Source organism: Bartonella sp. ML69XJBT (genome assembly GCF_028618515.1).
In the GTDB taxonomy this organism is placed as follows: Bacteria; Pseudomonadota; Alphaproteobacteria; order Rhizobiales; family Rhizobiaceae; genus Bartonella.
On record NZ_JAQITB010000006.1, the window covers coordinates 59,554 to 73,298 of the forward strand.

11 protein-coding genes and 1 pseudogene are annotated in these 13,745 nt (G+C 37.6%); 6 read left to right on the forward strand and 6 right to left on the reverse strand.

Annotation, left to right across the window (positions count from 1 at the left end; genetic code table 11):
• Window positions 1–752: 752 nt before the first annotated feature.
• Window positions 753–1,373: an HD family hydrolase gene (locus PVV68_RS03420; protein WP_273720537.1), complete on the reverse strand. Its 621-nt coding sequence runs from the start codon at window positions 1,371–1,373 to the stop codon at window positions 753–755.
• A complete protein-coding gene (locus tag PVV68_RS03425; protein WP_273720539.1) occupies window positions 1,373–2,239 on the reverse strand; it encodes a folate-binding protein YgfZ in 867 nt (288 codons plus the stop codon). The genes PVV68_RS03420 and PVV68_RS03425 overlap by 1 nt, the downstream gene beginning before the upstream one ends.
• 64 nt (window positions 2,240–2,303) lie before the next feature.
• On the opposite strand from PVV68_RS03425, the gene PVV68_RS03430 reads away from it, so the two are divergent.
• The gene (locus tag PVV68_RS03430; RefSeq protein WP_273720541.1) at window positions 2,304–3,632 is read left to right on the forward strand and encodes a dihydroorotase; all 1,329 of its coding nucleotides are present in this window, start codon (window positions 2,304–2,306) and stop codon (window positions 3,630–3,632) included.
• A gap of 145 nt (window positions 3,633–3,777) precedes the next feature.
• On the opposite strand, the gene PVV68_RS03435 is transcribed toward PVV68_RS03430, so the two are convergent.
• Window positions 3,778–4,203 (reverse strand): TIGR02301 family protein, encoded by a 426-nt coding sequence (locus PVV68_RS03435; protein ID WP_273720544.1) that lies wholly within the window; start codon window positions 4,201–4,203, stop codon window positions 3,778–3,780.
• Between the two features lie 476 nt (window positions 4,204–4,679).
• On the opposite strand from PVV68_RS03435, the gene cysS reads away from it, so the two are divergent.
• The 5 genes from cysS to pssA all read left to right on the forward strand — a co-directional run bounded on the left by cysS (window position 4,680) and on the right by pssA (window position 10,566).
• Entirely contained in the window at window positions 4,680–6,185 is a 1,506-nt protein-coding gene (cysS, locus tag PVV68_RS03440; RefSeq protein WP_273720546.1) for a cysteine--tRNA ligase, read from the forward strand.
• A 41-nt stretch (window positions 6,186–6,226) separates the two neighbouring features.
• The gene (locus tag PVV68_RS03445) at window positions 6,227–6,898 is read left to right on the forward strand and encodes a DUF421 domain-containing protein (RefSeq protein ID WP_273720548.1); all 672 of its coding nucleotides are present in this window, start codon (window positions 6,227–6,229) and stop codon (window positions 6,896–6,898) included.
• A gap of 120 nt (window positions 6,899–7,018) precedes the next feature.
• Complete coding sequence (locus PVV68_RS03450; protein WP_273720550.1) at window positions 7,019–8,902, forward strand: ABC transporter ATP-binding protein/permease; 1,884 nt, start codon at window positions 7,019–7,021, stop codon at window positions 8,900–8,902.
• A gap of 117 nt (window positions 8,903–9,019) precedes the next feature.
• Window positions 9,020–9,718, forward strand: coding sequence for a phosphatidylserine decarboxylase (locus tag PVV68_RS03455; RefSeq protein WP_273720552.1), 699 nt, complete (start codon window positions 9,020–9,022; stop codon window positions 9,716–9,718).
• An 8-nt stretch (window positions 9,719–9,726) separates the two neighbouring features.
• Window positions 9,727–10,566: a CDP-diacylglycerol--serine O-phosphatidyltransferase gene (pssA, locus tag PVV68_RS03460; protein ID WP_273720554.1), complete on the forward strand. Its 840-nt coding sequence runs from the start codon at window positions 9,727–9,729 to the stop codon at window positions 10,564–10,566.
• Window positions 10,567–10,681: 115 nt separating this feature from the next.
• On the opposite strand, the pseudogene PVV68_RS03465 reads toward pssA, so the two are convergent.
• From PVV68_RS03465 to purF, 3 genes and pseudogenes are all read right to left on the reverse strand, one after another.
• Window positions 10,682–10,863: pseudogene (locus PVV68_RS03465) on the reverse strand (integrase); the annotation flags it as partial.
• A 587-nt stretch (window positions 10,864–11,450) separates the two neighbouring features.
• Window positions 11,451–12,200 (reverse strand): SDR family NAD(P)-dependent oxidoreductase, encoded by a 750-nt coding sequence (locus PVV68_RS03470; RefSeq protein WP_273720557.1) that lies wholly within the window; start codon window positions 12,198–12,200, stop codon window positions 11,451–11,453.
• A gap of 2 nt (window positions 12,201–12,202) precedes the next feature.
• Window positions 12,203–13,696, reverse strand: coding sequence for an amidophosphoribosyltransferase (purF, locus tag PVV68_RS03475; RefSeq protein WP_273720559.1), 1,494 nt, complete (start codon window positions 13,694–13,696; stop codon window positions 12,203–12,205).
• Between the last annotated feature and the right edge of the window lie 49 nt (window positions 13,697–13,745).

Below are 13,745 nucleotides of genomic sequence, written 5' to 3' on the forward strand. Positions count from 1 at the left end.
GTTCTCATGGGGACACACTCCTCACGCAACATAGAGCCCCACTCTATTGACCTTTATACATTTATTTTAAAGAAACATTTCTTAATGTTCTTAAACCCATTTCACGAGTATAGCCCATGAATGGTATAACGGTAAATCTATGAGGCACTATCATCTTTATGCTTATGAAAAAGCCAGCATCATCAGACTATTTTCTAGCTCCTAATATTATGCCAGACCTTGCATCTAAGAGTATTCATAAGAAGTATTTTCCTTCTTTTTTAAGTATTTTTACCCACACACCATTCTCATTTATGATATGCAAGCAAGGAACTTACATTGGTTTTATATAAGAGGATTTGAGACAAGAAAATTTTACTATACTCGAAGCTATTGTTGAATATGAGAAATGATGATTTATGAAGATAAATCAATATGTGATTTATTTTTAGTCATACATATCGATTTTTTCATATATTACTGATTTATGTTCAAAATTGGCTATAATTGCCTCATAAACACACAATTTTTCGAAGGACTTGTGAATAATATATTACAAAAAGCTGAAACTTAAAGAATGGCTACTTTTGTTGGTTCTAAACGACTTTATCAAGAGGCAAAAATTATAAAGTATCAAATATCTATAAGAAGAATAGGTACGATGAGAAAATTTCTTCGTATAGTGATTGTATTCAAGAAGCTGTTCAGTGAAAAAGGCTGTAAGCTCATTATTTTTTTCAGCTAAAACAATAAGATGAATGAGGCAAAGAGAATTATGATGACTTCTGAGTATCAAGATTATTAAAACGTGTTAAAAAGGCGCTTTCAATTTGTTGTGTAGAATAGGGTTGTAAATTGAGATCATCGCATAAAATATGATTCGGAGAACCAAAATAGCGAAGGGCTTCTTCTGTATTAAATCCAGCAAGCGTGATAGCTTCGTAGAATGCAGCGATACGGTCGGCTTGTTTAATTTTTTTTGAGAGCTTTTGAGAAGGATTAATAGGGAGAGAAAAACGCATATGGATAGCGTCTTGTATACGTTTTTCGATGGTTTCATATTGTTTTCCGATGACAGCTTTAAAGGGCGAAATAATATCACCGATAACGTATTCTGGCGCGTCATGTAGAAGAGCACACAAACGTTCATTACTGCGCGATTGAGGACAAAGCTTTTGAAATATTTGTTCTACCAAAAGTGAATGTTGTGCAACAGAATAGGCATGATCACCTTGGGTTTGACCGTTCCAACGTGCAACGCGGGCAAGTCCATGAGCAATATCTTCGATTTCAATATCAAAGGGTGAAGGATTGAGGATGTCAAGTCGTCGGCCAGAGAGCATTCTCTGCCAAGCACGTGCTTCTCCATTTTTTGATAATTCAGCTTTAGCCATTAAGATGTTTCCACAGTGTTTTCAAGAAAGGTAAAATTCATATTTTCAGCAATGCTTATGGTGACAGGAACATCATTTACTGTAAATGGGATATTATGCTCCATTGCATCTTTGACATGGTCAATACGCGTTAAAATGAGAGCTTCGTTTGCAGCGCATGTTCCCAAGGAACCAAGTACTTTGCCTCCTACTTTAACGCTAGAACCTAGAGTTAATTCACGCTGACTTTTTACGATTAAAATGCGGCGGCGCATTGTGCGACGGTGATGCATTCGCGAAACAATTTCTTGTCCAATATAACACCCCTTGTTAAAGGAAAGTCCATTAATTTGATCATAATTAATATCATGAGGAAAGACTTTTCCGATTTCATAATCTTTATCACTTTCTGCGATTGCATAACGGATACGCAATTGATTCCAATAATCATGATATTCTGAAACCAAAAACGGTGTTGTCCCATAGGTCCGTATTATTTTTTGTTTTTGTGGAAAGCGTTTATCAATAAAACTTGAATCAAAATTTAAACTATTTGATTCATTATCCCAAGAAACTGTAACAAGTTCTTGTAATGGTTTTATAATTTCTACTTTTTTATGTAGTTTATAGAGGAGCAGACGTTTATAGAGAATATCAGCTAAAGAGAAAGTGGTATCAATGAAATAACCGTCTTCTCTTTTTCCGATAAGAAAATCAGCAATAACTTTTCCTTGTGGTGATAAAAGAGCTCCAGGGAAAATTTCTTGAGAGCCGATTTTTGTCACATCTGTTGTGATAAGAACCTGCAGAAAATCTGTTGCTTCTTCACCCGTAATTTCAATAATCTTACGTTTTTTTAAGAGAATGGCATTTTGTTTTTCAATCATGGTTCTTGCCTTTCTAGCCAAAGTTACCTAATCGATAAAGAAAGGATATGTAAGGAGCACGGCTATGTTTAAAACATTTGATATAATTTTAAAAGGTGCAACAATTGTAAATCATGATGGAAGTGGTAAGCGTGATATTGGTATTACAAATGGCCGCATTGCTGAAATTGGTGATCTTACATGTGCATCTGCTGGGGAAGTCATTGATTGTACAGGACTCCATATTTTGCCGGGGATTATTGATAGCCAAGTTCATTTTCGCGAGCCTGGTAATGAACATAAAGAGGATTTAGAAAGTGGCTCCTATTCTGCGGTGTTAGGAGGTGTTACATCAGTATTTGAAATGCCTAATACCAATCCATTAACCACATCGGAAGAAGCATTGTCTGATAAAGTAAAACGTGGATTTCACCGGATGCATTGTGATTTTGCATTTTGGGTTGGAGGAACGCGTGAAAATGCACATCAATTAGCTGAGTTAGAAAGGCTGCCTGGTGCTGCTGGAATTAAAGTGTTCATGGGTTCTTCAACAGGCGATCTTTTGGTAGATGATGATGAAAGTGTGCGTCTTATTTTGGAAAATACACGCCGTCGTGCGGCTTTTCATTCTGAAGATGAACAAAGGCTTAGAGAGCGCAAAATGTTGCGTATTGAAGGGGATGCATCATCGCATCCGATTTGGCGTGATGAGATTGCAGCATTAAAATGTACACAGCGTTTAGTAACAATTGCGCATGAAACGAAGTCACGTATTCATATTTTACATCTTTCTACTGCCGAAGAAATTGATTTTCTAAAAAAACATAAGGATGTGGCAACAATTGAAGTTACGCAGCATCATTTGACGTTAACGTCAAATGATTATCAACGCTGTGGTACATTAATTCAAATGAATCCACCGATCCGTGAGAGCCGACACAGTGAAGCTCTTTGGTATGGTGTTCAGCAAGGTATTGTTGATGTGTTAGGTTCTGATCACGCTCCTCATACCCTTAAAGAAAAACAGCAGCCTTACCCAGCTTCCCCTTCCGGCATGACAGGTGTGCAAACAACAGCAGCAATTATGTTAACACATGTCAATGCAGGAAAGATATCTCTTGAACGTTTTGTTGATCTCACCTCGCATGGTCCTAGCCGCATTTTTGGTATAAGCTGTAAAGGACGTATTGCTGTTGGATATGACGCTGACTTAACCATTATTGATCTTAAGCGGGAAGAAATAATGACCAATGCATTGATTGGTTCACGTGCAGGTTGGACGCCTTATGATGGTAAAAAGGTTAAAGGCTGGCCTGTTGGGACCATTATTCGTGGTATGCGTGTTATGTGGGAAGGAGAAATTGTTACACCTTCGCAAGGCGAACCTATTAAATTTGTAGAAACTTTGGTGTGACCAAATAAAATTGGTGCTTTTTATGAAATAACTTTATTTGCATAAAGGGCGCACGTGGTAATTTTATCGGACGAAGATAAAAGCGTATGGAGGGGGCATTCTCTAAAAATGACGATATTTATATAAAGCAGGTTTATGCCTCTCTTTATTTTTTGTCAGTAGGGGAACTTAAACCAAGGGTTTGATAATTTTTGGGAGGTTGAGTACCATAATGCATGAGAAGGCTTTCGGATAAGGATCTTCCTTCTTTAATATACCTTTGATTTGCTTCAATTGCCGATTGGGTACAGTGATGATAATTTTCTGAAAAAGCACGATAAGCTTCATTAAACGCTGCATAAAAATAAGAGCGTCTTTGTTGTATTGGTTGTTCTGCTTCAATCAGTGCATTCATATAGTCATACCATTGGTTTGTTGGAGTACCACAAAGATTTTGTAGAGAGTGTAGGGCTCCCAAAATTTCTGCTAGCCGTAACAATTTTGTCTCATAGGGTGGCGATTGTTGTGCAAAAGTGGATGTTAAAGCGAAAAAAAATATAAAAAAAACAATTTTTATCAATATATTATGCATTAATTTTTGCCACCTTTGAATAAGTTCCTATGCAATTACAATTGCAAACAAAATGGTGTGGATAAAAGAAATTGTGCATCATTACCAAGAGCAAACATATTATAAATTTAGGGCATGAAAGAGAATAAGGAAAGCCTCATAGGGCTATTGAACATTCTAACAAAGTTTTGTGTAGTTAAAAATTTCAGATTTTATGTATACAATCTATTTTTTGTATAAATTTACAGTAGATTGTTCGTTGTAGTTTTTTTCTGTGATAATGTTCTCATCAAAAAAATATGTATCAATAAAATACTCCAATCAAATAAAATGGATTGTTTTTTTCACAGATGATAGATACAGCCTACATGAAAGGGGGAGCTATGAGAATTTTACGTAACTTATACAAAAGTTTGAGCTTAAATCACATAATGCAATAATTTTTTGCAAGATTTACTTGGATGAGCGATGAGTGTTATCGCTAACGGAGTATAATAATGAGTAAGTTGCAATTTTATAATACGCTTACACGTAAAAAAGAAATTTTTACACCGATAGATGCGACAAAAGTGCGTCTTTATGTTTGTGGTCCAACAGTTTATGATTATGCGCACATAGGAAATGCACGCCCTGTAATTGTTTTTGACCTTTTATTTCGCTTATTGCGTTATCTTTATGGTAATGAGCATGTTATATATGCGCGCAATATCACAGATGTGGATGATAAAATTAATGCACGAGCAGCCCACGAATATCCAGAATTAGCACATAATGAAGCTATTCGCCGATTGAGCGAGCGTACCTCTTCTCAATTTCAACAAGATACGGTAGCACTTGGGTGTCTCTTGCCGACCAGCCAACCACGCGCAACGGATCATTTAGAGGAAATGCGCTGTTTGATTGAAAGGTTGCTTGAAAAAGGGCACGCTTATAAAGCAGAAAATCATATATTATTTTCTGTCAGTAGCATAAAAAATCATCCCCATTATGGGGCATTTGCTAAACGCTCGTTGGAGGAAATGAGAGCTGGTGCACGTGTCGATGTTGCGGCTTATAAAAGGGAGGAGATGGATTTTGTTCTATGGAAGCCTTCTGTGGAGGGAGAACCAGGGTGGGCATCACCAGCAGGAATTTCTGTTTTAGGACGTCCAGGTTGGCATATTGAATGTTCTGCAATGTCAATGGCAAAGCTATTAGAACCATACGGTGGTGGTTTAAACTGTGATGATCCGTCAGTAAATATTTTTGATATCCATGGTGGTGGCATTGATTTGATTTTTCCCCATCACGAAAATGAGATTGCACAAAGTTGTTCAGCTTTCGGGACTGAACGAATGGCTAACTTTTGGATGCATAACGGTTTTTTGCAAGTTGAAGGCAAAAAGATGTCAAAAAGCCTTGGCAATTTCATGACTATTCGTTCTATTTTAGAGAATGATTTTTTTGAACTTAATGATGCGTTAACCAATGAAATGAAGCAAAATTGGGCTGGCTTATCTGCACGTTTTTCAATGTTACAAACGCATTATCGTGAACCATTAAATTGGACAGCTCAGCGTTTAGCGCATTCTAGTAATGAACTTTATCGTTGGTATGAATTGCTTCGCTCTGAAAGAGAGAAGGTGAATAACAATGAAATGGTTGATGACTCTTTGATAAGTGCACTAAGTGATGATTTGAATACTCCGAATGCATTTGCTCTTTTGCGAAAGTTTTATAAAACAGGGGATAGTGTGGCTTTATCAAATGGGATGAATTTATTTGGCTTATTGCACCAAGAGTGGATAACAGATGTACAGTGCCCATTGTTTGTGAAAAAAGCTTCTCTTGATGTAAAGTTTATCGATCAATGCATTGCCGAAAGACTACGGCTTATCCATAATAAAGAGTGGGGGGCTGCGGATACAATTCGTGATGAGCTGGCAGCTGAGGGGATTCTTTTAAAAGATAAAAAAGACCCACAGACTGGTGAGCGTATAACGATGTGGGAAGTAAAGCGGTGATTTTCCTATTCCAGCAGCTCTCATAAAAAAGGGAGAATGTGATGGAATTTATATATAGTTATGGATATGTTGCACTTAAATTAGCCATAGGTCTTTTTGCTTTTCTATTGATTTTAAGAACGACGGGGCGTGGTAGTCTTAGTCAAATGACCCCTGTTGATTTGGTCAGCAATTTTGTAATGGGGGGTATTATTGGTGGCGTTATTTATAATCCAAATATTAGTAGTGTTCAGCTGTTGGTTGTTTTATGTATTTGGCAAGCTTTGGTGACATCTCTTAATTTTTTTGCACACCATTCTGTTTTTTTTCGTCGCCTTGTTGCAGGACGAAATGTCACATTAGTTTTAGATGGTGTATTTCAAATAGATAAAATTGAGAGTTTGGGTCTCAGTGTTAATGATTTAATTACAATGTTGCGTATTAAAGGTTGTAGTTTACATGAAGCAGCTTTTGTTCGTTTAGAAACCAATGGCGATTGCACCATTATTAAAAAGGAAGAAGGTAAGAAATCTACTATTTTAGTAGAAAATGGTGAAGTTATTGAGGAAGGACTTAAAGAAATTGGTAAATCAAAAACATGGCTTCAAGCTGAATTGAAAAAAAAGCGTATCAAGGTTGAAAGTTTATTTGCAGCAGAATGGTATGAGCATACGGATCAAAATAATAAACTTTCTAAGGGATTCTTTCTTGTTCCTTTTTCCAAAACAGTCTAACTTCAAATGCTTATAGGTAGAGCTTATTGGAAGCGATAGAAGAGAGACTATGATCAATAAGCCGCAACAGGAGAGGTTTTATAGGACCTGTGGAGTAGATGATAGAGAAGTAAAGGCTTTATGAAACGCAATAAAACGATAAAAACTGTATCGTCAGAGACAGGTCAGACATTTCGCACACTGTACAATTTATGGCCTTATATGTGGCCGGCAGATCGACGTGATTTGAAAGTGCGTGTTCTATGGGCAATATTTTACCTTATTTTAGCTAAGCTGTTTCTTATCTCGGTGCCCTATTTTTTTAAATATGCTACGGATACGCTTAATGCTAGCTTTCATTTACCAGTATGGCTTCCATCCAGTTGGATTATTCCCATCATGCTCGTTTTAGCATATAATGTTGCACGTATTGTTCAGTCTGCATTAAATCAGTTACGCGATTCTCTGTTTGCAACCGTTGGTCAACACGCTATTCGTCAGCTCGCTTATAAGACTTTTGTACATATTCATGGATTGTCTTTGCGATTTCATTTAGAAAAGCGAACTGGCGGGCTTTCTCGTGTGATTGAGCGTGGTACAAAGGGCATTGAAGCTATCGTTAGATTTTCAATTCTCAATACAGTCCCAACGGTTTTAGAGTTTCTTTTAACAGCATTTGTATTTCAAATAAGTTATGGATGGCATTATGTATTCGTAGTTTTGATAATGGTTGGTTTATATACTTGGTTCACAATTAAGGCGAGTGATTGGCGTATTCGTATTAGGCAAGAAATGAATACAGCAGATACAGAGGCCAGTACGCGAGCTGTGGATTCCCTTTTGAATTTTGAAACAGTCAAATATTTTTGTAATGAAAATCTGGAAGCACGTCGATTTGATTCTTCGATGGCAAATTATGAAAAATCGGCAACAAAAATTTGGACATCATTAAGCTGGCTTAATTTTGGTCAGACTCTTATTTTTGGTATTGGAATGACTATTCTGATGTTGATGTCCGCTTATGAAGTTTTTCATAAAACACAGACTTTAGGAGACTTCGTTTTTATTAATACACTTTTAATACAGCTTTCTATTCCACTCAATTTTATTGGTTCAATTTATCGTGACATTCGGCAAGGGCTAACGGATATTGAAGCCATGTTTGATCTTTTAGATGTTCAGCAGGAAATCACTGATAAATCAGATGCTAAGCCATTGGTGATAGAGGGTGGTAACATTCGCTTTAATCAGGTAAATTTTTCCTATGATCCGTCTCGCCAGATTCTCAAAGATATCAATTTTGAGATTCCCAGAGGTAAAACCGTTGCCATTGTTGGTCCATCAGGTGCTGGTAAATCGACTATTGCTCGATTACTTTTTCGTTTTTATGACGTTAATGCAGGTTCTATAACAATTGATGGACAAGATATCCGTGATATAACGCAAAAAAGTTTGCGTGAAGCTATTGGTATGGTACCTCAGGACACAGTATTATTTAATGATACAATAGCCTATAATATTTGCTATGGGCGTCCAAGTGCTACAGATGAAGAGATGCGTAAAGCTGCTGAAATGGCACAGATATCAAAATTTATTGAGATGCTTCCGGAAAGCTTTCAATCTATGGTCGGTGAGCGTGGGCTTAAGCTGTCAGGTGGTGAAAAACAACGTGTGGCTATTGCTCGGACATTGTTAAAAGCTCCTCCACTTCTTATTTTAGATGAAGCAACCTCAGCTCTTGATACGGCGACGGAACAGGAAATTCAACAAGCATTGGATATTGTTAGCCGTGGGCGTACAACATTGATCATTGCGCACCGTCTTTCTACTATTATAAATGCTGATGAAATTTTGGTTCTCAAAAATGGTCGTATTATTGAAAATGGGACACATGCAGAGCTTCTACGTAAAAAAGGTCTATATGCTTCCATGTGGAATAAACAGCTTGAAGCATCGCAAGCGGAAGAAAAATTACGTAAAATGCGTGAAGAAGATGAAATGGGTGTTGTTAATCGTAAAAAATAAGCTGCGCAAAATGTGATTTATGACTTTATATGGAGTGATTGGTTCAGTACAGAAAGGAATAGTGAGGAACAAAAGCGTTTATGACTTATTTAGGTTATACTATGAATAGGAAATTATATGAGTATTCTACAATCTATCCATAATGGTTTTACACCAATTCATAAAGAAGGTTACCCTTTTATTGTAGCGTTTTTTATTATTTCGCTCATTCTTGGTTGGATATGGAGTCCGTTGTTTTGGTGTGGTCTTGTTCTCACTGTGTGGTGTATATATTTTTTCCGTAATCCAGATCGTGTGATTCCTTTGAACTCCGATTGGATTATATCTCCTGCGGATGGGTGTATCTCATTTGTTGAGCCATGTGTTCCACCAGAAGAATTGGGATTAGGTAAAGAAGAGATGATCCGTATTTCTGTGTTTATGGATATTTTTTCATGCCATATTAACCGTATTCCCATAAGTGGTACAATAGAATCTATCGTTTATCGTCCAGGTCGGTTTGTAAATGCTGAGCTTGATAAGGCTAGTCAATTTAATGAGCGCAATGGGATGGTGATTGACAGTAAACATGGTAAAATTGGTATGGTACAGATAGCTGGAATGCTTGCTCGCCGTATTGTTTGTTGGGCGAAAGAAAGTGATTCTGTTACGGTTGGAGAAAGATTTGGATTGATTCGTTTTGGTTCTCGCCTTGATATTTATATACCAACTGCAGTGAAATTACGTGTTGCTGTTGGCCAGATAGCAATTGCTGGAGAAACAGTATTAGGTTCTTTTGATGAGAAGAGTGCTACCACTGATTTTAGATTTGATTAGGATGAATAATGAAAAACTTTTCGCTATTTTCTTCATTTAATCCTGAGGGACAACATGATGACGTTGCAAATCGGTGGCGTTCACCTACACCGATGCGGTATATTGTTCCCAATATCATCACTATTTTAGCAATTTGCGCAGGAATGAGTAGTATTCGTTTAGCTTTTGAGCATCGCTATGAGGGGGCTATTTTAATGGTGCTTTTAGCCGCAGTTTTAGATGGTGCGGATGGCCGTATTGCTCGTTTGATGGATGGGAGTTCATCTTTTGGAGCACAGATGGATTCTCTTGCTGATGTGGTTAATTTTGGTGTTGCACCTGCACTTATTGTTTATTCCTTTGTTTTGACTCAAGCACACCAAGTTGGTTGGGTAGCGGCACTTGTCTATTGTGTTGCTTGTTGTTTGCGATTAGCACGCTTTAATGTGATGTTGGATAATGCTGATACACCAAAATGGAAGGAAAGTTATTTTGTTGGTGTTCCTGCGCCAGCGGGAGCATTATTGCTTTTATTACCTATGTATTTAGGAGCTCTTGGTTTGATGCCAAGTTGGAGTTGGGCATTATTTTTTAGCCTTTATACTGTGATTATTGCTTTTCTTTTGGTGAGCCGTTTACCAGTATGGAATGCAAAAACAATAGATCAAAATCTGAGGCGTGATATTGTTGTACCGTGTATGTTGGGAGTGGTTATTTATGTAGGTTTTCTTGCAACTTACACATGGTACACTTTATTGATCACAGCCATTGGCTATATGATCTTTCTTCCTTGTAGTTTTGTGGCTTATAATAAACGGGTTGTTTTGGAAGGAAAAAACAACAATGTTAAAACTATCCAAGAGTTATAATGTTTTTTTAAGAATAGAAGAAGTAGAGAGAAATTTAATTTAGATTGGACATTTTTCTTCTATGTCTGTGATTGTAGCGTGTTTCTCACATAAAACAGAAGGCTATTGCGTTGCATATTTCACAGGCTTGTTTTAAAGAGATACTCTCAAGGCGCCAAAACCCATCTCACGACAGCGCCCGTGAATGGTGTAACAATAAAGCCATTGAGCACCCCCATCTTTGCGCTTATGCCGCACCATTATTATATTTGCAAGTTCCCAACGTTGAGACAGCCCTTGGCACCTAAGACGGTTCATTAAGAGCCATTTTAGTCCTTTCTTGTACGGTTTTTATCCATACGCTAGCCTCGCTTTTGATGTGCCAGCAAATGATTTTGATTGATTCAACAATGGGAGAGACTTGAAATGAGAGAATTCTACATTATTCGGGTCTCTCATTCAATATACAAAACAGTAAACGATCATTATAAATCAATATGCTATTGGAAAAATAATCGCCATCGCGTGTTTCATTCATGAATTTATTTTAAAAAGACTTTCCTTGTTACGGCTCATCTTATTTCGCAATGATGATTGTAAAGGATCTAATGCCAATATCTATTTTGCGTATTATCTTTACGCTTATAAAGATACAAGCTGGCATCGTCATTCTATTCATCAGTTTTCAATGTCATAATTTATTTTGTTTTTAAACGGTTTATGAAAGTTATGCTATTTTTCTCTTTTTGAAATAATTTCTGTTCGCACATAGCTTCCTTTTATGGCTAAAAAGAGATTTTTTTATGTTATAACTTAAGAAAGCCTAAAATGAGAAAGTTTTAACTGTATTTGAAACTTTTATTGAATCTAAAAAATAAATTACTTTTACAAATCAGTGTATTAGGTTAATCAGGCGCATGATAATCCATAAAACGATTTTTACGGACATTAAAGAGTTTGCCTGTTTCTTTTAAATTAGGTGAGGATAAATGTGCTATTTTTGCGGCGACTTCTTGTGGTGAAGGGAGGGTTTGAGGATCTTCACCAGGCATAGCTTGTGCACGCATGGCAGTGCGTGTTGCACCAGGGTCAACACAATTAATCTTGATAGGGGTTTGTTTGAGTTCTTCTGCCCAGCAACGTGCAAGAACTTCTAAAGCTGCTTTAGAGGCTGCATAGGGGCCCCAGAAAGCGCGTGCAACATGAGCAACGCTTGAGGATAACAAAATTGCTCGTCCAGCATCGGATTGACGCAATAAGGGTTCAACAGCTTTCATTAAACGCCATTGGCTGATGAGGTTTATCTGAAAAACATCTTCAAAGACCGTATTGTCGGTATGAGCTATTGGTGAGAGTGTTCCAAGAATTGCTGCATTTACAACCATAATGTCGAGCTTCTGCCAGCGTTTAGCAATTGAAACACTAAGAGTATCGATGTTTTCCATATGATGTAAGTTGAGCGGAACAAGTGTTGCGTGAGCCCCTTTTTTTTGGATTTGATTGTCAAGTTCAGTAAGTCCACGAATCGTTCGTGCAAGGGCGATAATGTGAGCACCACGTTCTGCGAGTTCTAAAGCTAAATGGTAGCCAATACCCTTCGAAGCACCAGTAATAAGTGCAACGCGACCAACAAGACTAAAATCAAATTTTGTCATTATTAATTTCTTGTTTTAAGGACCGATGCTTGATGAATTTGAGGGATATTTTCTTGATCAACTAAATGTGTCGGATAATGTCCGGTGAAATAATGGTCAGTAAATTGTGGATCAGCGTTATTACGTTTTTCTCCTGATACAGCAAGATACAGTCCATCTGTTGAAAGAAATTCTAATGAGTCAGCTCCGACAAAATGACACATAGATTTTAAGTCAGGATATTTATTAGCTAATAAGCTTTCAATTTTAGGTGTATCAATACCATAAAAATCGGGATAGAAAATCATAGGGCTAGAAATACGCATATGAACTTCTTTTGCACCTGCATCGCGGAGCATTCGCACGATTTTGAGGGAGGTTGTTCCGCGTACAATGGAGTCATCAACCAGAATGACACGTTTGCCTTTGATGATAGAACGATTTGCAGAATGCTTTAATTTTACTCCAAAAGCACGAATTTGCTGTGTTGGTTCTATAAAAGTGCGACCAACATAGTGATTTCGAATAATACCAAGTTCAAAAGGAATTCCAATTTCCTGTGCATAACCAATTGCAGCAGGTGTTCCGCCATCGGGAACGGGAACCACAACATCACCCTTACAAGGGGCTTCCCGTGCCAAATGAATTCCCATATTTTTACGTACCGTATAAACACTCCGCCCTCCAACAATCGAATCAGGGCGCGCAAAATAAACATATTCAAAAAGGCAAAGCTTTTCTGGTTTTTCATTCTCTGGTTTTATAACTTTTTTAGTAATTTCCCCATTTTTTTGGATTTCGCATATGATGATTTCTCCATTTTTGACATCGCGCACATATTTTGCTCCAATAATATCAAGGGCACATGTTTCAGAACAGAAAATTGGTTTACCATCAAGTTCACCCATCACGAGAGGTCGAATACCTGTTGGATCACGTGCCGCAATGAGCTTCGTACGTGTAAGCGCTAACATGGCATATCCTCCTTCCACTTGCCGAATAGCATCAGCAAAACGGTCAGAAGACGATTCATAGCGTGAACGAGCGATAAGATGAAGAAAAACTTCTGAATCTGACGTTGATTGACAGATGGCACCCGAGGCAATGAGCTCGCGGCGTAATGTAAGACCATTGGTAAGGTTGCCATTATGGGCAATAGCAATACCTCCAGCTTTTAATTCTGCAAAAAGAGGCTGAACATTGCGTAATGCTACTTCTCCAGTTGTTGAATAACGAGTATGTCCGATAGCTCGATCTCCCGGTAAACGAGCAAGGGTTGCGGGATTCGTATAGTGATCACCAACAAGGCCTAGATGCTTTTCTTGATGAAACATTTTATTATGATAAGAAACAATCCCAGCGGCTTCTTGTCCACGATGTTGAAGTGCATGAAGCCCCAGAGCTGTCAATGTTGCTGCATCTTCATGCCCAAGAATACCAAAAACTCCACATTCTTCATGAAGGGTATCGTCATCCAATAAAAAATCCTCACAGGAAATGTCGCTTTTTGTCATCATGTTCTTTCAATTCTGATATCAGCAATAATAATATCATATTCATGTGTTA

What these genes read in the sequence shown, in the direction of transcription:
- PVV68_RS03420 (WP_273720537.1), bottom strand. Translation starts at nt 1,373, where the DNA reads ATGGCTAAAGCTGAATTATCAAAAAATGGAGAAGCACGTGCTTGGCAG.
- PVV68_RS03425 (WP_273720539.1), bottom strand. Translation starts at nt 2,239, where the DNA reads ATGATTGAAAAACAAAATGCCATTCTCTTAAAAAAACGTAAGATTATT.
- PVV68_RS03430 (WP_273720541.1), top strand. Translation starts at nt 2,304, where the DNA reads ATGTTTAAAACATTTGATATAATTTTAAAAGGTGCAACAATTGTAAAT.
- PVV68_RS03435 (WP_273720544.1), bottom strand. Translation starts at nt 4,203, where the DNA reads ATGCATAATATATTGATAAAAATTGTTTTTTTTATATTTTTTTTCGCT.
- cysS (WP_273720546.1), top strand. Translation starts at nt 4,680, where the DNA reads ATGAGTAAGTTGCAATTTTATAATACGCTTACACGTAAAAAAGAAATT.
- PVV68_RS03445 (WP_273720548.1), top strand. Translation starts at nt 6,227, where the DNA reads ATGGAATTTATATATAGTTATGGATATGTTGCACTTAAATTAGCCATA.
- PVV68_RS03450 (WP_273720550.1), top strand. Translation starts at nt 7,019, where the DNA reads ATGAAACGCAATAAAACGATAAAAACTGTATCGTCAGAGACAGGTCAG.
- PVV68_RS03455 (WP_273720552.1), top strand. Translation starts at nt 9,020, where the DNA reads ATGAGTATTCTACAATCTATCCATAATGGTTTTACACCAATTCATAAA.
- pssA (WP_273720554.1), top strand. Translation starts at nt 9,727, where the DNA reads ATGAAAAACTTTTCGCTATTTTCTTCATTTAATCCTGAGGGACAACAT.
- PVV68_RS03470 (WP_273720557.1), bottom strand. Translation starts at nt 12,200, where the DNA reads ATGACAAAATTTGATTTTAGTCTTGTTGGTCGCGTTGCACTTATTACT.
- purF (WP_273720559.1), bottom strand. Translation starts at nt 13,696, where the DNA reads ATGATGACAAAAAGCGACATTTCCTGTGAGGATTTTTTATTGGATGAC.